This is a genomic window from Pontibacter sp. LHS2, assembly GCF_058932845.1.
This window is the reverse complement of the sequence record NZ_JBZYWG010000003.1, coordinates 798,792-817,680: the sequence shown is the minus strand read 5'-3', so window position 1 is coordinate 817,680 and position 18,889 is coordinate 798,792. Positions and strand designations below refer to the sequence as shown.

The window sequence follows — 18,889 nt, the reverse complement described above, 5'->3', positions numbered from 1 at the left end:
GCGGCTGTGTAAGTTAAAAGTTAAACTGGGCCTGCAATCTTAGACGGTTGCCGTGCTGGCGATTGTCGAAATTCTGAGCGTTGCGGATCGTGCGATCGCCGATGCTGTAGTCAGCTGTCAGCTCTACACTCTTGTGTACGAGCCACTCCACGCCAATCTCTGTTTCATATACGCTGTAGCTTGGCGCGTCGCGTTCGTGCTTCTTGCCACCTTCGTAGTGCTGCAGCTTCACGAAAGGGATAATTACCTGCGAGCCGACTTCTTTGCGGTACATGGCTTGAGCGTAACCGCCATGCAGACTCTTCACTTCAATTGCGTTGGTCTCCGGGTTGAACTCCGGGCCACGGCCTACGTTGTATTCTGCCTGAAAACCGAAGGGCTGCGGGTATAAAACGAGTGTGGCTGCGATGCGCTCATCATCAAAACCGTCTTTTAAATATTTCTCGGCTATACCTACACCTGATGAAACCTGATCTGGCGTTACTACATACTTGCCTTTGTAAGCCTGTAGGCCGGGCTCAATGATTTGCTTACTGCCCACAAGCAAAGGATAGGAGAGACGGGCTACAACGTGCTGTGTATTATTGGCCTCTGGACGGTTGGCCGTCTGGCCGTTAAAGATACCGATGCCGAACACACCATAGTTTCCGGATCCCTTCAAGCCTGCGCTGGTCAGCATTTCAAAACGATCCTGTATAACCTCAGGCGTCCAGTAGAAGAAGATTCCCAGGTCACGCTCGTTGGCCACGGCACTGTTCAGGCCGTCATTACGGTCCAGGGTCAGGCGGTTGCTACTCGATTGCAGGTTCTCGAAGCCGTAAGGAATCTTACTCTGGCCTACGCGGAAACGGTATACCTTGTCCTTGTCGAGCGACACGTCAAAGTAAGCGTCGCGTAGCTGCAGGAAGTGCAGGGCATTAGAAGAAGCAGAGGAAGCGAAGTCAGGCTGGATGTAGATCGAAAGACGGTCGCTTACGTCACCGCTGAAGATCAGACGGCCACGACGCAGAAACACGCCACCACCCTCACCGAGGGATTTGTCGCACTGGTCGCACTTAAGGTTGGGGTTTGTTTCCAGGAGGCGGTTGTAGCGCACCTGAGCATAGCCACGCAGCGAAATCTTGTCGTACCACGCCTTCTTTTTCGGAGCCTCCTGCACAGCGGTAGGGGCTGGCTGCACCACCACTGATGTGGCTTGTGTGGTAGAGTCTGTTGTTTGGGCCTTTACTTCCTTTGAAAATAAAAAGCCTGTGGCTAGTCCTGCTGCCAGGATAGCACGTGTTACTGTCGTTACCTTCATTCTTTGGGTGAGTATGGTTTACTAAAGCCCTAGTCTGTTCCCGCCGCGGAGTCTAATCGCTTGAGGAAGGCTTTATTGAATCTAAAACAAGGGCTATGTCTTTGATTTATAGCACTGTCTTATTTTCAACACCACAAAGGTCGTGTGGCAATGTTACTCGTCTGTTATGGCTATGTTAAGTTAGTGTTAAGAATTGTCGGGCCTTGGCGACGGGGAGGGGTTAATTATAATTGTATCAGCATGAAGCCAGGCTAGCGGCAACATGGTGAATCATGGCCTTTTACAGCTCCAGCAAAAAAAAAGGCTGCCACAAATCTACATTTGTGGCAGCCCCAATCTATTTTAAAACTGAATTAGAATCTGTAACCAGTCCAGCCGAATACTGATGTGTTAGCACCTGTAGCAGCAGCGTTAGTTCTAATGTTAGCGTTGTCAGGGTTCTTAACTTCCGCACCTTTGATTGTCATGCCATCATTCTTGTACTCGATCGAAGATGCTGCATTGCCATTGCTCTTACCATCTGTCATGTCGATAAGGTCTGTGGCAGTACCGCCTTTAACAACGAGGTTAGTGATAGTAGCTTTAGCGCCTCTACGCACTTTTACGGCATCCTGCATCTCGAAATTTGATTCGTTTACAATTGTGATGTTCTTCAGGATGAAGTTAGACTGGTTCGCATCAGCTGGAGTGTTGCCATCCAGGTTGCCATCAGCTTCAACACCACGTGGGTCAGCTTCTGTGCTTGTATATCCGCTCTTCCAAACACCATAGGCGTTATCCAGTGTGCCAGTCCAGCCTTGCGTAACATCAAACATGTCGTCGTCAGAATCAACTACTAACAAGTTCTTGATGTTTACTGAGCCACCAAACCATTCTACAGCATCATCAGAACCGTAAGGAATGTAGATGTTCTCGATTCTAGTGCCGTTACCTACACCATTTAGAGTCAAGCCATTGTGCTCGATGTCAGCTGAAGATTTAGCACCTGTGTATTCTAAGATAAGATACTCCAGAACACCAGAGTTATCATTGTCAACGTTACCACCATAAGCGATAGAAGGGTTAACTTCTGTAGTGCCTGTAGAAACTACGCCAGTTGGGCCAGAGATTCTAGCTCTACCGTTGATGATCAAACCACCCCAGTCGCCTTGGTTAGGCGTAGCTGCACCAGAAGTTATTTTTACCGGCTTCTCTGCTGTACCGTTTGCAAATATCTGCCCACCTTGCATAACAAGGATATACTTATCGAAGCCCTTGTCAGCTTTGATAACTGTACCAGCAGGTATGCGTAGTTTGCCACCCTCTGCTACGGTCAATGTGCCTGTTAGCCTGTATTCGGTACGTGCATCAAGCGTTACGTCTGTAGTAATATTACCACTCAGCTCGCTGCTCGCAACAGGACCTGGTTCAGTAGTATCATCATCCTTGCATGAGAACAATACCATCGGAATCAGTAAGAAGTAAAGGAGTGTCTTTTTCATTTTTGTTTGTTTATTTATTCAAATTTAGAAATGGAAAATCACCTGAATATGAACGGAACGTTAACTAATTGTTAAAACTGATAGGATACACCTAAATCAAAGGCAGCACCTCTTTTGTAACTGCGGATGATCACGCTTTGAGCATCTCTATCAGAACCAGCACCTTCTCTGGTTAGCTTGTATTCCGGATTTAAAAGGTTTTTAGCTTTCAGAGAGAATTTGAGATGATCGTTGATGCCCACTGAAGTGATAAAGTCTAAGGTTGTTAAGCTTTCTTCAATCAGGTTGTTAAAGCCACGTGTGCCTATCGTATGCACTTTGTCGCTTAGGTAGTTTAGTACCAGTGCCGATGTCAAGTTGAAATTCCTTTCGGTTACCAGGTTATAAGTTAGATCGGCATTAAGTATATAAGGTGCAGCACCTTCCAAAGCAGATGAAGTGTTTTGTACAAAGAATATCGGATCCAGGTTTTTTACTCTTGTATAGATGTATGAAGCATTCAGACCAGCGTTAAAACGGTGCTTCTCGTCAAGGTTCATGAGCGATTTTCTAAGCTCTACTTCAATACCTGTGGCAGTTGCGTGGTCTGTAATGTTATCGTAGGTTCTTAATCCTGCTGAGTTACCCTGATCTACTCGCGCAATGGGGTCTAAGATATGCTTGTAAAAGGCGTTTACTGACAAATGATCACCTTCTGACAGGTAGTGGTCCCACTTCAGGTCGAAGTTGTAGTTGGTAGAAGGCTTCAGATTTGGATTACCGCTTTCTTTACCATCAACAGCCAGGTAGATGAAAGGAGATATCTCTTTATCCTGAGGCATGGTGTAAGTGCGGCTAACACCTGTTCTGATGTGGTTTTTCTCGTTAAGCTCGTATTTAGTGTTGAAGCTTGGCAATATGAATAGCTTATCCATCATATTAGAGCCAATGTTTGCACCTCGGTTTACATTATAATTAATCTTCATGTAAACGTCATCTGCTCTCAAACCTGCATTTAAAGTAAGTTTGTTGCCTACTTTGTGCACCATGTCAACATAGGCGCCGTGGTTTATTCTTTTAACATCGTAGGTTTCTAAGTATTGCTCAAGAATGAAACTGCGGTTATCTAAATTCTCCTGGTTTAAGAAAGGATCAAGGCGTATGTCATCTAATGGGAAAGTAGGGGCAGAAGCCTGGCCTCCTGGCAATATCAAGTTATAAATAGGGGCCCCGAAATTTTTAGAGCTAATCCTGCTGTCGTAACCAACTTCTATGTAGGATAACTTCTCAGAATCTGCTGAAAGCGCATATTGCAGACTGGCTTTAGGTAGTAAAGCAGTTTCCGTAATTCTATAGTTGAATCGCTGAACTCTTCCTTCTCCCACACCCAGTTGCACCCTTTCGTTTCCTATAGAAGGAGACATAATGATGCGGCGGTCAGGCTCACGGCCAATTACACGGTTTACCGAGGCACCTACACTATACTTTAGTCTGTCAGATATATCTCCGCTCCAAATGAGTTGGTTTATAAGAGCCGTGTTGTCATTGATCTGCAAGCGTCTGGTATGACCCTCAGAGTTATATTCATCTGCTGCCTGAAATATCTCTGTTTCTCTGCCGTAGAAGCTCATGGCCGCAGCTGTAGCTGTATGCAGGTATAGGGAGTTAAAATGCAGTTGGCTGTTGTTGAGGTTAAACTCCAGGTTTGCGCCTAACATATGCGACGCACTTCTGTAAGATTCCTGAGATTTAAAATCCCTGAAAGGAGCTTTAGTGTTGGTCGCCGTAATCATACGTGTAACTCCCTCCTGATAATGGTACTTGTTATCCATGGAGCCAACAATAAAAAAGCGGTGCTTATCAAGAAATTTACTGCCACCTGCTATAGAAATTCCGGTGTTGGGTGAAAGGGTTTTCTTTACCGGGTCAAGTGACGTATTAAAGGAGTAATCATTAGAGAACCCAGCGACATCTCTTGGGTTGCTTTTGGGATCTATCGGTCCAGTTGATGCATTGGCATAGCCTAAGCTGTTCATTCCCTCAGGAAGGTAAAAGTCACTGCCTATCACCTGTGTATTTATACCTGTTGTAATACCGATCTGAAGTGCATTGTCATCAAGAAGCTCTTTCGAATTGATATTGATTAACGCGCCCCCGACATCGCCATTCATAGAGGAGGTAAACACTTTGTTTACATTAACCGACTGAATCATATCGCTCGAGAAGAAATCAAGTGACATATTCTTGAACTCAGGGTCTTCAGATGGGATGGCAAAGCCATTCAGCGTAGTCGTGTTATAACGGTCGCCCAATCCGCGGACAAATACGTTCTTTATACCGTCCCGCTTAGATATGCCTGAAATTTTTGTGACTGCAGCCTCAGCGTTACTAACCCCTTTTCTGGAAAGTTCTTGCGCACCAATGGCTTGTGTGGCGATAACGGCTTTTCTCTGATCTAAAAAGAGAATTTGTTCGGTTTCTCTGTTTCCTTTTGCAGTGATGGTTACCTCTGCCAGTTGCGAAGTATTCTGCTCCATCGCCACGTCCACGGCTGTGGTCTTGCCTGCCGTTACAGTTACATTAGCTATTGTCTTTGGCGCGTAGGAAAGACTTTTGATCTCCAAGGTATAGGTGCCTTCCTGCACATTGTCGATGCGGAATTTGCCGAACGCATCAGTAGGAGCGCCATGGGCAGTTCCCTGCACTTTTACAATGGCTCCAATAAGCTCTTCGTTAGACTTGGCGTCTTTAACAGAACCCTGTATGCTACCAGTTTGCGCTTGCACACTGTTAAAAGCAGATAGCAGGAAAAATAGAACGATGGTGAGAATTTGTCGCATAATATTTTAGTCTATTTGATGCGACAAAAGTAGGGTGGCTATATTACCCCATTATTAATTTGAGGTTAAGTTTCCATTAACCTCTATAAATATTAGGTTGTAATCGTCTGATACACATTGTTTTATTTGTGAATCTGAAATTCAGGTCAAAATATATGAGGAGCAAGCGAAGGAGAGAAGGTCTTAAAGACACGCTATTAACAAATATTTAACCTTGCAGTAATCTGCAGCTAATATTACCGCCTTAGATTTGTTGCATAAATCCTGCCTTCATAAGAAATTGATTGTGCATAATGGGTGAGAACATTGCTGCAATCAATAGTAGTGTGGCTTAGTCTCCCACACTACGCTCAAGACCCGCCTCGTAAGAGCGGGTCTTTTTTTATGCTTATACCTGAAGCATCTCGCCAACACAGGTATGGTTAATGGGATACAGCTGCGTAGCAGGCTATACCTTAAAAATCAGTGGCAGATCCAGTGTCGCCACCCAGGTACTGAAACAGGAAATAAGCCAGCACGGCCAGCACAATGATACCTAAGCACCCAATGCCGCCACATCCACCGCGGCCCCTGCCACCAGTGCCACCACGGCCACCGAACAATTTACTTAATATCCAGAATTTGAATAAGCCTCTTAACATAGTTTATACTTTAGATGGAACACAGGAAACCCGACAGGCAGATGGCTGTCAGGAGTTAAGACTTACGCGAAGGCTAGGCAGGGAGTTCAGGAGGCAGGTATAGCCAGCCTATGACAGGTATAGGTACGGTACAGGTATACTGCACGCAGGTTATATATAGAGAGTAGGTATAGCTGGATCAGGTATAACCTAGCTGATAGGTACTTTGCGCAGGATCGCCTCAATGAAGTCTTTAGTGCGTATACCGTCGGCCTCCGCTTCATAGTTCAGGATGATGCGGTGATTCATGACGTCATGCGCCACTTCCTTAATGTCTTCGGGCAGCACATAGTCGCGGTCGTCGAAATAGGCGATGGCCTTGGCGGCACGGTTAAGGGCGATGCTGGCACGCGGCGATACGCCGAACTGGATGTAGTCGGCAAACTCGTTCAGATCGTACTCGGCAGGGCGGCGGGTCGCAAACACCAGCTCGATGATGTACTTCTCGAGCGTCTCTGATATCTGTACCTGGTTGATTTCGCTGCGGATGGCAAAGATGTCTTCCTTGGAAAGGACCTTGTTCACGTTGTCGTTAAACGCCATGTTAGCCATGCGACGCATGATTTCCAGTTCGTCTGCTTTCTTTGGGTAGTCAATGTATACCTTCATCATGAAGCGGTCCACCTGCGCCTCGGGCAATGGGTAAGTACCCTCATGCTCTACCGGGTTCTGCGTAGCCAGTACTAAGAAAGGCAAGTCGAGCATGTAGGTTGTCTCGCCGATCGTTACCTGTTTTTCCTGCATCGCTTCCAGCAAAGCTGACTGTACCTTGGCGGGAGAGCGGTTCACTTCATCCGCCAGAATCAGGTTAGCGAAGATGGGACCTTTCTTCACTTCGAAACGGGAAGCGTTCTGATTGTAGATCATGGTGCCGATCAGGTCGGCAGGCAGGAGGTCAGGCGTGAACTGGATGCGCTGGAAATCGAGGCGCAGGGCGCGTGCCAGTGAGTTAATGGTAAGTGTCTTGGCCAGGCCAGGAACGCCTTCCAGTAAAATGTGGCCGCCGGTGAACAGACCGATCAACAGACGGTTTACCATATAGGACTGTCCCACTACTACTTTCCCTACTTCCTGAAAAACCTGTTTGATCTTTTGCTGATGGTCTTTCACTTGGTCCTGGTATACTAATTCTTCTGCTGGCATAGCTCAATGGCATTTAAAGGCCCTAAATATAGTGATTCTAAGGGACGGGCGCAATTAATTGCCTTACAGCTATGCCGCTGTGATGTGGAAAAGGTATAAAAGCGAAAAGAGCGCCTAAGCGCTCTTTTTATGTTCTGTCTCAAATGCAGGCGTGACGTTCGCCTGTCGCTTCAGGACTTCCATGCGTTCGCGCTTGGCCTGTCGCACCAATTCTACCATGCTACTGAGTCGGTTCTCCTCTACTTCTTCAATCGGCAGGACCATGGTGGTATTGGGTGCTTCGATGTGGATGCGGTGCTGCCGCGTCATCAGGTATAGCATCAGGAAAAATCCGCTCAGCAAGGCAAAGGCATCGTTAAAATAAACGAAAAAGGCCGAGGCCACGCTAAAAGCAAGGTATAGGGGTTTTCCTGTGGCTTTGATCTGCCATGAGGTGATATCCTCAAGCATCACAGACTGGTAGCTTCTGAAAAGCCAGTTGTTCTGCCGTAGAATAACGCGGTGAGTCGTAAGTACCAGCTTCTTATCCACTGTCTGGATAAGGTGCCTTTCTCCGCCAAGAAGTCGTGTTACTGCCATTCCCGATGGAGTATTAAGTTTGTTTATCTTCGTATTGAGTCGTAGCGAGTGTATCACAGCTAATAATTGGTGTAGTCTATAACCAGGATTCCCGGAAGCACCAAAAGGTTGCATGTAAGTCCGGTGCAAAGTTAAATAAATAATAATTCTTATACGAAGCCAATTAGTCGTGTATCGGTTTTATTATAATTCAAGACCATTGGTACTATACCTACGGCGATTAACATAGTAGGATAGTAAATTAGTTAGCAAAAAGTTTGCCTTATTGAGGATTCTGTAATATAAATTAAAAATAATTTATATTTATATATAGCAAAAGCCGCCTTGGCTGTCCAGGGCGGCTTTTGCTATTAGTGCTTTTGGGTTATGGGTTAGGCAGTTAAGTAAAACTCTCCTTCGTGGCCATGCGCACGCTGGTTTTTGAACCGCCCGATATCAGATTGCATATTCTCGTAAATCTCCAAAATTTCTTCAGAATCCTGCGTAAGCGGTTTTATGTGCTCAAGCAGTAATTTGGCCGCCAGCGGATAGAATTTAGAGTCGTCCGTGTTCTTGGCGTTTACCTTAAAGCTGGTCACGTGCGTTTCTAGTTTTTTCAGGCTAGGATAATCGCTCTTAAACTCCTGTATGGTGTCGCGGAGTTTCTCCCGTATCATCAGGTACAGGTCCTCTTCGAAGGTCATCCCGAAGTCATCATCCTCCTCTTCATCATCGAAGCTGTAATCTAAGTCGTCATCGTAATCGAAATCGTCTCTCATGGCTGATAATAAGGTTATTTTGAATTGTTAGTACGCACGGTTGTTCTCTGGGTGTTGCATAAAATAAAAGTTTTCTTTCCAGGTAGCTACACGAAAAGCAGGTTTCCAGTCACTCTCTCTCCCAAAGAAAATGCATAAATAATGTTTGAAATCCGTATTTGCAACGGCTCAGGGCATACCTCTATTGAATTATTTTGCTGCAGCAAAAGATGAGGCGGGATATTGAATTGAGTCTAAAGCCAATAGGCATAAAAAAAGACCTGCTCCCGAGGGAGAGGCCTTTCTTGAAAGGGGTATTGCCTGTAATCAGGCGAATTTGCGCTCGATCAGGCGAAGCAGTTTGCTTACACTGTCCTGCTTTTTGCTCCAGTCATACTTGCGAGCCAGGTCATTGGTCACATAGTGCGTGGCCTCCTGTGGTGAACTGAACTGATCCAGTTGCTGAATCGTGTTATAATAAGTCATGTTATCGCCATCGAACAGCTCGTTGATGAAGCTAAAGCGCTGGTTGATCGAAATAGAGTTTTTGAGCGACTCTATTTTACGGTTGCTCAGCGAATCTCCAATAGAAGAGGAGGCCGGCTTGCTGAACCTTTCGTTCATGGTAGGGCGCTCTGCCTTAAAGCGCTCGTTCAGGTTATTATCTCCGACAGCGACAGGCCGTGGAGCAGCTGCCACTGGTGCTGCTACAGACGCCACAGGTGGTGCAGCTACTGGTACAGAAGCCTCACGCTGAGCCATATGGATAGGCGCTACCACATCTTTTTCCTCTACAGGAGCGGCAGGCGTTGGCTTGGAGAGCGAAGCGGCATAAGCTGCCAAAGGCGAAATCTGCTCTTGCCTGATCTCTTCCTCTGAAATAGGCAGCAAACTGTTGAATGCTTCCAGAACCTCAGCCAATGGGGCAATGCTGTCGCGGTTGGCGTTCAGGTACAGTCTGAAGCGGCTCAGGATATAATCGCGGTCACGGTTCGAGGGAGAGAGCGTACCCACAAAGCCAGCAAATAAAGCTTTGTCCAGGTCGATATATTTCAAGTTCTCCTGCAGCTTAGGCAGGGTGATGTCTTCCTGGATGCGTAGGAACTTCTCTTCGAAGGTGGCTACAGGTGCTAGCTTAAGCAGGAATGTGTCGTAAATCGCCTTCTGTAGCAGCGGTTCAAAAGCGTCGCGCTTGATCAGGATCTTGCGCGATAGCACATTCATAAAGTTGAGCAGCGCCTCCTTTACCTCTTCATGTTCATAGTCAAAGTAGGGGCTGCGCAAGTTAGCCATTTCATGGTGCCACTTGAGCAGCAGCTCCTTGATCACAAACAGATTGACCTGTTTAATAGGCGTAAAGCCAATTAGTTGTGGTCCATTAATCGTGTCGTGCGCAGCAAAGTGACGGTCACAAAGTACATTTGCCAGTTCTTTGCTGTAACGTTCAAGCCTTAATTGATTATATTTGTCTTCCATTGGTATACCTTTCTTTCGTAAAGTTAATAAATAATATGCCAAACTTAACGGTGCAAAACCTGTTCGATCGGCAGGTAGAAGTGGCACCCGGCCAAACACTGCTGCAAGCCATACAAGCCGACGGCATCGACTGGATGCACGCTTGTGGAGCGAAGGGGCGCTGCACCACCTGTCGCATTGTCGTGCAGGAGGGGCTGGAGCACTTCGGGCCCCTTACCGAGAGCGAAGAACGCTACCGGAGCAGAGGCCGCCTACAGTCTAACGAAAGATTAACCTGCCAGTGTACATTGGTGAGCGGAGACGCCAAGGGACGTGTGCCCCGGCAGACCATGCTCCCGCACATGAAGTATAGCAACTAGCCAATTCAACTATTTAGCCATTCAGCAATCACAGAGTAGTACATGTTTATAGAACCGCGCGTAGGGAATGAAAACCACGCAATCAGAAGAGGGTGGATAGAGGTGATCTGCGGATCGATGTTTTCGGGAAAGACAGAAGAGCTGATCCGGCGACTGAACAGGGCCAAAATCGCCAGACAGAAGGTAGAGATATTCAAGCCAACCATCGACAAGCGATACCATGAAGAGGATGTGGTGTCGCACAACGCCAATGCGATACGTTCTACACCGATAGACTTTGCGCAGGATATGCTGCTGCTGGGCGGCAGTTGCGACGTGGTAGGTATAGATGAGGCGCAGTTCTTTGACGACGGCCTGGCCGAGGTATGTGTGAAGCTCGCCAACAGCGGGGTACGTGTGATCGCCGCCGGTCTGGACATGGACTACCTGGGAAAACCCTTTGGCCCGATGCCGGCCTTGATGGCGGTTGCCGAGTATGTGACCAAGGTCCATGCTATCTGTGTGCAGTGCGGTGATATTGCGACTTACTCTTTCCGCAATGCCTTATCAGAGCAACAGGTACTATTGGGGGAAACAGAGTCTTACGAAGCCCGCTGCCGCCACTGTTTTCAGGAAGGCATTAAACAAAAGAAGTAACGTTGATGCTATACCGGTGGCTTGCCTGCTGCAGTGCCTTTTGTGTGTTAACTGAACTGATTAGAGTGAATCATTCCTAACCTCTATACCTGTGCCGAAACTGCTTATGTGTCTGCTATACCTTTCGGTACTCTTGCTCGGATGGCCGGCACTGGTGCAGGCGCAGAGCCCGGTAGGTATAGGACAGTGGCAGCTACACGTACCTTATACACAGGGCAGGGCCGTAGCCGATGCCGGTGAACGGGTATACCTGGCCGCTGATCAGGGTCTTTTCTATTATGACAAAGCGTTCCGGAATGTGCAGCCTGTCACTCGCATCGACGGACTGAGTGAGCAGCGCATCAGCACCATCGCCTACGACCCTGAAACAGCCACGCTTGTCATTGCTTACGCCAACGCCAACATCGACCTGCTGCAGGAAAACCGTATCGTTAACCTAACCGCTTTGCTTCGACTGGCCATCGACGGTGACAAGTCCATCCATCACATTCTCGTCCATCACAAAACAGCCTATCTCTCCACCTCTTTTGGTGTGGTGGTGGTTGATTTGGCTCGTCAGGAGATAAAGGATACTTATACCAACCTCGGACCAGGTGGTCAGCGCATGGCGATAAAAGCGAGTGCTGTGCAAGGCGACTGGCTATACCTGATGACGGACCGGCAGGTATGGCGCGCCAACCGATTGACGAGCAACCTCAAGGATTTCCGCAGTTGGCAACTTGTCTCGACTGGCCTTCCGCAGAATACTACGCTTACTGCCATGGCCGCATTTCAAGACCAGCTATACCTGGCGGCGGCAGGTCACGGCCTTGGTATACTCCGACAAGACGCTCTACAGCCGATAGTTATACCTGATGTTGGTACTATTTTTCATTTACAAGCTTCCGCCCAGAGCTTGCTTGGCGCTGCGGAGCAGGGCGTTCTGCTGCTGGACAACCGTGGCGTAGCTTCCTTGTTGCAGCACCCTAATGCACAGGCACCGCGCATGGCAGTGCAGGACGCCAACGGCACGACCTGGGTAGCTGACAGGTATAATGGCTTAGTCGCTTGGGGGCTAGGAAGTGATGTAGTGGCCTTTGCGCCTCCGGGCCCTGCGTCGAGCAACAGTTTTCGGGTGGCTGCTGGCAATGGCGTGGTCTACGTGCTCAGCGGAGGCTACAACGAAAATTACCAGCCGCTGAACCGAACAGAAGGCTACTATAACTACAAGGGAGGGCAATGGTATAACTACAGTCCCATGCTGTCACCGGCAGGAGGGATGCCGCTCCGTGACTTTGTGGATGCCGTCTATAATCCGGTGACGGGGCATGTCTACATGGCCACTTACGGACAAGGCTTGCTCGTCTGGAAAGGAGAGGAGCAGCCGCTGCTCTACAATGCCACCAACAGCACCCTGCTCAGCACACAGCCAGCCACCGACCGCACCGAGCAGGTACGCCTAACGGATGTGGACGTGGATGCTGCCGGACAGGTATGGGTTGTAAACCGCCATCGGTTAGCTGGTGCGCCGGGCCTGTATGTGCTGCGACCTGACGGGGAGTGGCAAGGCTTCAGCATACCAGGTATAGCCGATAACAACAATCTGGAGCGATTGGCGATAGATGACAACGGGTATAAATGGCTCAGCATTAGTCGGGAAGGCAATGTGCGAAACGGCTTGCTGGTGTATGACGAAGTCAGGCAGCAGGCACGGGAACTCAGGGCCGGAGCTGGCAATGGCAACCTGCCGAGCGGAGCCGTGTACAGCATTACCAAAGATAGGAATGGCGACATGTGGATTGGGACTGCATCTGGAGTCGGGGTATTCTATAGCACGGCTGCTGTGTTTGCAGGTCAGGTATACGATGCCCGCATCCCAATCATCGAAGGGCGACCGTTGCTGGGCGGGCAACTCGTGCGCGACATTGCCGTGGACGGCGCCAATCGCAAATGGATGGCAACTGACAACGGCTTGTGGCTCTTCAGTCCGGATGGTGATCGCTTGTTGCAGCACTTTACAGCCCAGAACAGTCCTTTGCCTTCCAACAAAGTATTATCGGTAGCCATAGAGCACCGCTCCGGTGAAGTGTTCGTGGTGACAGATGAAGGAGTCGCTTCTTATCGAGCCGGGGCGACGATCACGGAAGGAAAGCCTGATTGCGCCCAGGTATACCCGAACCCGGTACGGCCTGATTATACTGGCCTGATTGGCGTATCTGGATTGCCGAACAATGCTGATGTGCGCATCACCGACATCAACGGCACATTGGTGTACAAAGCAAAAGCTACTGGCGGAACCCTCACCTGGGATGCCCGCGGGTACAACGGCAAGCGTGTCAAAGCTGGCGTATACCTGGTCTTTGCCGCTGACCGCGATGCACGCCAAACCTGTATCACTAAAATAGCCGTACTGGAGTAAATGTTAGTCAAGACAAGAGGCATCGTACTCAACTATATCAAGTTTCGCGAGTCGTCGATCATCGCCAAGGTATACACCGAGCATTTGGGCGTGCAGTCGTATATCGTGAACAGCGTGCGCAAGAAGGGCACAGGCTCCCGCATTGCCCTGTTTCAGCCTTTTACGCTGCTGGATATGGTGGTCTATACCTCGCATAAAGGCGGTCTGACGCGCATCTCAGAGTATAAAAGTGCCTATCCTTACGCCACCATACCCTTTGATATCCGCAAGAGCAGTATTCTGTTGTTTCTGTCTGAAATGGTGTCGCGCACGATTAAGGAAGAAGAAGAAAATCCAGCCTTGTTTCACTTCCTGTTCAATGCCATCATCGAATTTGACGAGTTGCAGGAGCATTTCGAGAACTTTCACCTGATCTTTCTGTTGCACCTGAGTCACCACCTGGGTTTCGGGCCGAGCAGCGGAATGGAAATTGTAGAGCAAGTGGCCTTCTCGCCTAATGCACAGTCGCTCACTGACGCCCCGCCGGTACTGGCGCTTCAGGCTTACGAGCAACTTTTTGATCAGCTACTGCATACACCAGCGCAGGCGGCTATACCGAACGGTAAGGTGCGTCGCGAAATGCTTTCCATTCTGATCCGGTATTACCAACTCCACGTAGAGCGGCTGGGCGAGATAAAATCACTGGCTATCCTATCAGAAGTACTTAGCTAAAAAACAGAAAAGGCGATGCATTTGCATCGCCTTTTCTGTTAGTATTAAAATAGCTGTTAGCGTACCTGCAGTACATCTATCTCGAAGATCAGCACGGAGTTTGGCGGAATACTGTTGCTACCATAGTAGCCATATCCCAGGTAAGATGGAATATACAGGTTCGCTTCCTCGCCTTTACGCAATTGCTGAAGTCCTTCATCCCAGCCCTTGATCACCTGACCAGCACCTACCAGCACCGAAAAGGGTTTACCTGTTCTGAAAGAGCTATCGAACACATCGTTGCTGATGTTTCGACCAATGTAGTTGACCTCTGCATACTGCCCTGCCTTGATCTTGTCTCCTTCACCTTCTTTCTTAGTTAGGATATAAAGACCGCTGTTCAGGCGCACTACCTTGGTTGTGTCTACATTGTTAGTCCTGAAATACTTCCTGATCGTCTCCTCATCTATTTTTTTCTGCGCTTCAATTTGCTCAGGCGTTACATAGTAAGGGTTCCTGTTATCTTCTTTGCAAGATGCAAAAGAGACCAGTACAACGAACAAGAAAAGAGCTTTTGCAAACCATATGCTCAGTTTCTGCTTTTTGTGTGTCAGGTTCATGATATTCAGGTTAAAGGTAATCTGATATTAGTTTTTAATGTCAACAAGCTCCACGTCGAAGCGCAGAATCGAGTTAGCTGGCATTTGTTCGCCACGAGCCTGCTCGCCGTAAGCCAATGTAGATGGAATCAACAGGATAGCCTTGCTACCTTCGTTCAGCTGCGCGATGCCGTCATCCCAGCCCTGGATCACCTGACCCTGGCCAAGCGGGAATGTAAATGGCTGACCGCCGTTCATCGGGTTGTCATAAGAAGACTCCAGCTCTTTGCCATTCAGGAAAGACAGCTTGTAGTGTACCGATACGTTGTCACCAGCTTTGGCCTTCGGGCCTTTGCCAGGCTGTGTTACCACATAGTATACACCAGCATCTGTTTTCTGTACATTTGTCAGACCCTTCTCTTTGATGTATTCCTGAATTTTAGCATCATCAACTTTGATCTGCTCCTTAGCGCGTTCCTGCTGGCCGAGCATCTGCTCTTCAAACATCTTCTGCTGATCCGCAATCGCCTCTTCCTCAGACTGAATTTTGTCAGCTTTCAGGAAGAAAGTGAAATGCGTGCCCGGCTTGATGAACGGAGGCATCGGCTGGTTGAATGTGTTAGCGAATAGGGAGTCTACGCTGATCTTGAATACGCCACTGTCACCAGCACGCATCATCGTCAGGGCATCCTCAAGGCTACCTTTGAAAGTTGGCTCCATTACCGGAAGCATTACCGGCTGGCCCTGCTGACGAGAGTCGAACAGCACAGAGTCATCTGCCGTGCGGTACGACATGTGCATCGTGATCACCTGACCCAAGCGTGCGCCAGTTGTGTCGTTTGCATCAATCTCGCCACGGTTCACATACTCACCGTCTTTCTGCTCATATATTTTATAAGCCAGGCCGTCGGCCGTCGTGCGAAACTCGTCGTTTTTGTTTTTGTCGCCACAAGATTGCAGCAACATAGCACCGGCTAGTACCGGCAGTAAGAACTTTGATTTAAATAGCATGGGTTATAGGTTGGATAAAATGTTTTTTACTAAACAGAAGCCTGCAACTGCTCTTTGTATTGTGGCAGCAGGCTTTCAAACTTGGCCACGGTGGTCTCGAGGTTATCGAGGGACATGCCGCCGGCTGCATTCTTGTGACCACCACCATTAAAGTGGGCGCGGGCAAACTCGTTAACAGAGAAATTGCCTACCGACCGGAATGAAATCTTCACGGCCTGCACACGGTCAATGATCACGGCTGCAAAAACAATGCCTTCGATAGACAGGGCGAAATTCACCAAGCCTTCGGTATCACCAGTCTTGGAGTCGTAAGCCTTCAGTTCCTCTGCCGAAATAGCGATGTAAGCTGTCTTGTATTCGGGGCGTACCACCAGCTTGTCCTTGAGGGCATAACCCAAAAAGCGTAAACGCAGTTCCGAAGAGCTGTCGTATATCAAGCGGTGAATATTGGAGGTGTTCACCCCGATGTGCAGCAGGTCAGCTATGATCAGGTGAACATTCTTGGAAGTGCTCGGGTGGCGGAAAGAGCCTGTGTCGGTCATGATGCCGGCATAGAGGCACTCGCCTATACCTGTGTCGATCTTGTCGCCATCGCCCAGTGCCTTGATCAGGTCATATACCAGTTCGGCTGTCGCGGCGGCCTGTGGGTTAGAGAAATCCAGATCAGCAAAATCTTCTGGCTGCAGGTGGTGGTCAATGAGTACCTTGGTGCCTTTGGCATGGCGGATATACTCACCCATCTCGTTGATGCGAGACAGAACGGAAAAGTCAAGGCAGAAAATCATCTGCGACTCTTCAATAATACGGCGCACTAAGGCGTCGTTTTTCTCGGAGTACACAATTACATCGTCGTTGCCCTCCATCCAGGTCAGGAAGCTCGGATAATCGGAAGGGGTGATCACAGTAACACGGTGTCCCAGTTTTTTGAGATAGCCAGCCAGACCCAGTGACGAACCCAGTGCATCGGCGTCCGGTTTGTGGTGTGTGGTGATCATCACCTCATTAGGTTCTCTCAGAAGCTCTTTGAGAGCATTAATATCGTGCATAAAGCTTGTTATAAATCCGCTGATTAATAGGGATATAAGGCGCGAATTTCTGAAAAAATAACTTCTAAAGCAATAAAATAGCGTTTTAAGACGCCGTAGGGAGACCTGGGAACAAAAAGCAGGCATTACTTACAGGTATAGCATAATGCTCGTCAGCATAAATATTTGCAGAAAGTATAGCCAAAGTGCTGCTATAATTAAGCTAAATGCGCTAATTTTGCACCTTCAATACGAAACATACACACATTAACAGAATAGACATGGCTGGAAACATCACATTTACCATGATTAAGCCGGATGCGGTTGCAGATAACAACATCGGTGGCATTACTAAAATGATCGAAGAAGGCGGCTTCCGCATCGTGGCGATGAAGAAGACAAGACTGACTGAGGAGCGTGCCGGCAAGTTCTACGAAGTACACAAGGAGCGTCCTTTCTACGGAGACCTGGTGAAGTACATGTCATCTGGCCCAATCGTAGCCATGATCCTGGAGAAAGACAACGCAGTAGAAGATTTCCGCAAGCTGATCGGTGCTACAAACCCAGCGCAGGCTGAGGAAGGCACGATCCGTAAGGTATACGCGAAGTCTATCGAGGCCAACGCTGTACACGGCTCTGACTCTGACGAGAACGCACAGATCGAAGGTGACTTCTTCTTCTCTGCTGACGAGCGTTTCTAAGCAAATAAAGAGTACTTATTGATTTCTCAAAAGCCCGCCGGACTGTATGTTCAGGCGGGCTTTTTTGATTATGTTTGCCGCCGGAATTTATTCTTTTATGAAACACGCTATACTTTCTGTTTTCTTTATGCTATGGCTAGGTACAGCCTATGGGCAGCAAGAAAAGATCATATTCTACAACACGAACTGGTTAATCACAAAGCAGGAACATGCAGCATTTGCCCGCTCAGTTATGATGCCGGACACAGTAGCCAAACTTAAGACATTGCGAGGTTTTAGCTTTGATGGCGATGTGATTGACTACTATTCGAACGGCAAGGTGCTGGCAAATGGCTTTTATGATAAGGGGGTAAAGAGAGGACACTGGCAGTTTTTTCATTTTGATGGAAAACCAGAGAGCAGTGGCGCTTACGAAAATAACCGTCGTGCAGGTGAGTGGAAGTTCTGGTGGCCCAACGGCCAATTAATGAATGTGCTGCTGTACGATAGCCTGGGTGTAAAAGTGATACACAGCTGGAGGGAAACCGGTGAGCAGTTGGTGCAGAATGGGAACGGCAAAGTTACCATCAAACTGGAAGAGGACGAAAACAGCAAGGCAATGTTAGAGGGGAGCTACTGCAACGGCCTGAAAGATGGACTTTGGCGCAGAACCAATAAAAAAGGACAGTCAGAGATAGAGCAAGTATTCTCTAATGGAGAGTTAGTAAATGACCAGAAATTCAAGCCAAGTTTGGCTTATCTTAATTCGGGCATTGATAGATTTGAAGTAGGAAATGAGCCTTACTACTTGCACAAAGTAGAGAGGTGGATGGTTGATCCGCAAATATATGCAGGGAATTATCCTGTAGTAGCTAGCGTGATGGGATGGGAGGTAGAAGCTGTGAAAGTTAAATCGAAGCCGGACTACTATAAGGTATATGCGCAACTGGAGGGCAAACCATTCATATATGAAGAGCATCCAACAACAGCGCCTAAGTTTCCGGGTGGTGATAAGGCTTACCAGAGTTACATGAACAAGTACATCATCAACCCTTTGAAACTATCAGGGGTTAAATTTGAGAAGGTAGTTTATGTAGACTTTGATATAACGGATAAAGGGAAGGTAGAAAATGTGATCCTTCCAAAAAGTCTTCAGGAAGAAATAGTAAAAGATATCATCACAAAAGGGTTTACTGCAATGCCTGTATGGAAACCGGCGACCCGTAACCTTGAACCCATTTACACGCGGTATAGGTATCCGCTCAATCTTTAAAAA

At 48.0% G+C, this 18,889-nt stretch carries 17 protein-coding genes; 6 read left to right on the top strand and 11 right to left on the bottom strand.

Annotation, left to right across the window (positions count from 1 at the left end; translation table 11 throughout):
• Window positions 1–13: 13 nt before the first annotated feature.
• The 8 genes from AC5FX6_RS16925 to AC5FX6_RS16890 form a co-directional block, all read right to left on the bottom strand.
• Window positions 14–1,300: a porin gene (locus AC5FX6_RS16925; protein WP_493598141.1), complete on the bottom strand. Its 1,287-nt coding sequence runs from the start codon at window positions 1,298–1,300 to the stop codon at window positions 14–16.
• Window positions 1,301–1,653: 353 nt separating this feature from the next.
• Window positions 1,654–2,781, bottom strand: a complete 1,128-nt coding sequence (locus AC5FX6_RS16920) for a beta-helix domain-containing protein (protein ID WP_493598140.1) — start codon at window positions 2,779–2,781, stop codon at window positions 1,654–1,656.
• A gap of 71 nt (window positions 2,782–2,852) precedes the next feature.
• On the bottom strand, window positions 2,853–5,600 hold the full coding sequence (locus AC5FX6_RS16915; protein WP_493598139.1) for a TonB-dependent receptor: 2,748 nt from the start codon (window positions 5,598–5,600) through the stop codon (window positions 2,853–2,855).
• Window positions 5,601–6,055: 455 nt separating this feature from the next.
• Entirely contained in the window at window positions 6,056–6,241 is a 186-nt protein-coding gene (locus AC5FX6_RS16910; protein WP_493598138.1) for a hypothetical protein, read from the bottom strand.
• Between the two features lie 189 nt (window positions 6,242–6,430).
• Complete coding sequence (locus AC5FX6_RS16905) at window positions 6,431–7,423, bottom strand: AAA family ATPase (protein ID WP_493598137.1); 993 nt, start codon at window positions 7,421–7,423, stop codon at window positions 6,431–6,433.
• A gap of 114 nt (window positions 7,424–7,537) precedes the next feature.
• Window positions 7,538–8,002 (bottom strand): hypothetical protein, encoded by a 465-nt coding sequence (locus AC5FX6_RS16900; protein ID WP_493598136.1) that lies wholly within the window; start codon window positions 8,000–8,002, stop codon window positions 7,538–7,540.
• A gap of 371 nt (window positions 8,003–8,373) precedes the next feature.
• Complete coding sequence (locus tag AC5FX6_RS16895; RefSeq protein WP_493598135.1) at window positions 8,374–8,760, bottom strand: hypothetical protein; 387 nt, start codon at window positions 8,758–8,760, stop codon at window positions 8,374–8,376.
• A gap of 306 nt (window positions 8,761–9,066) precedes the next feature.
• The gene (locus AC5FX6_RS16890; RefSeq protein WP_493598134.1) at window positions 9,067–10,215 is read right to left on the bottom strand and encodes a DUF8457 domain-containing protein; all 1,149 of its coding nucleotides are present in this window, start codon (window positions 10,213–10,215) and stop codon (window positions 9,067–9,069) included.
• A 35-nt stretch (window positions 10,216–10,250) separates the two neighbouring features.
• Between AC5FX6_RS16890 and AC5FX6_RS16885 the strand changes: the two genes are divergently transcribed.
• The 4 genes from AC5FX6_RS16885 to recO all read left to right on the top strand — a co-directional run bounded on the left by AC5FX6_RS16885 (window position 10,251) and on the right by recO (window position 14,319).
• Window positions 10,251–10,574: a 2Fe-2S iron-sulfur cluster-binding protein gene (locus AC5FX6_RS16885; protein WP_493598133.1), complete on the top strand. Its 324-nt coding sequence runs from the start codon at window positions 10,251–10,253 to the stop codon at window positions 10,572–10,574.
• A gap of 42 nt (window positions 10,575–10,616) precedes the next feature.
• Window positions 10,617–11,210 (top strand): thymidine kinase, encoded by a 594-nt coding sequence (locus AC5FX6_RS16880; RefSeq protein ID WP_493598132.1) that lies wholly within the window; start codon window positions 10,617–10,619, stop codon window positions 11,208–11,210.
• 91 nt (window positions 11,211–11,301) lie between these two features.
• Window positions 11,302–13,608: a type IX secretion system anionic LPS delivery protein PorZ gene (gene porZ, locus AC5FX6_RS16875; protein ID WP_493598131.1), complete on the top strand. Its 2,307-nt coding sequence runs from the start codon at window positions 11,302–11,304 to the stop codon at window positions 13,606–13,608.
• Window positions 13,609–14,319 (top strand): DNA repair protein RecO, encoded by a 711-nt coding sequence (gene recO / locus AC5FX6_RS16870; protein ID WP_493598130.1) that lies wholly within the window; start codon window positions 13,609–13,611, stop codon window positions 14,317–14,319. It abuts the gene before it with no gap.
• 56 nt (window positions 14,320–14,375) lie between these two features.
• Here the strand turns inward: recO and AC5FX6_RS16865 are convergent, their stop codons facing one another.
• Genes AC5FX6_RS16865 through AC5FX6_RS16855 form a run of 3 tightly spaced genes read right to left on the bottom strand, consistent with a single transcriptional unit; the run spans window position 14,376 to window position 16,954 of the window.
• A complete protein-coding gene (locus AC5FX6_RS16865; RefSeq protein ID WP_493598129.1) occupies window positions 14,376–14,918 on the bottom strand; it encodes an FKBP-type peptidyl-prolyl cis-trans isomerase in 543 nt (180 codons plus the stop codon).
• A gap of 27 nt (window positions 14,919–14,945) precedes the next feature.
• Window positions 14,946–15,908 carry an FKBP-type peptidyl-prolyl cis-trans isomerase gene (locus AC5FX6_RS16860; protein WP_493598128.1) on the bottom strand — a complete coding sequence of 321 codons (963 nt, stop codon included), beginning with the start codon at window positions 15,906–15,908 and terminating at the stop codon, window positions 14,946–14,948.
• A 29-nt stretch (window positions 15,909–15,937) separates the two neighbouring features.
• The gene (locus AC5FX6_RS16855) at window positions 15,938–16,954 is read right to left on the bottom strand and encodes a DHH family phosphoesterase (protein ID WP_493598127.1); all 1,017 of its coding nucleotides are present in this window, start codon (window positions 16,952–16,954) and stop codon (window positions 15,938–15,940) included.
• A 260-nt stretch (window positions 16,955–17,214) separates the two neighbouring features.
• On the opposite strand from AC5FX6_RS16855, the gene AC5FX6_RS16850 reads away from it, so the two are divergent.
• Together AC5FX6_RS16850 and AC5FX6_RS16845 are read left to right on the top strand one after the other, a co-directional pair.
• Complete coding sequence (locus AC5FX6_RS16850; protein ID WP_007654671.1) at window positions 17,215–17,634, top strand: nucleoside-diphosphate kinase; 420 nt, start codon at window positions 17,215–17,217, stop codon at window positions 17,632–17,634.
• A gap of 97 nt (window positions 17,635–17,731) precedes the next feature.
• Complete coding sequence (locus tag AC5FX6_RS16845; RefSeq protein WP_493598126.1) at window positions 17,732–18,886, top strand: toxin-antitoxin system YwqK family antitoxin; 1,155 nt, start codon at window positions 17,732–17,734, stop codon at window positions 18,884–18,886.
• The last annotated feature ends 3 nt before the right edge of the window (window positions 18,887–18,889 follow it).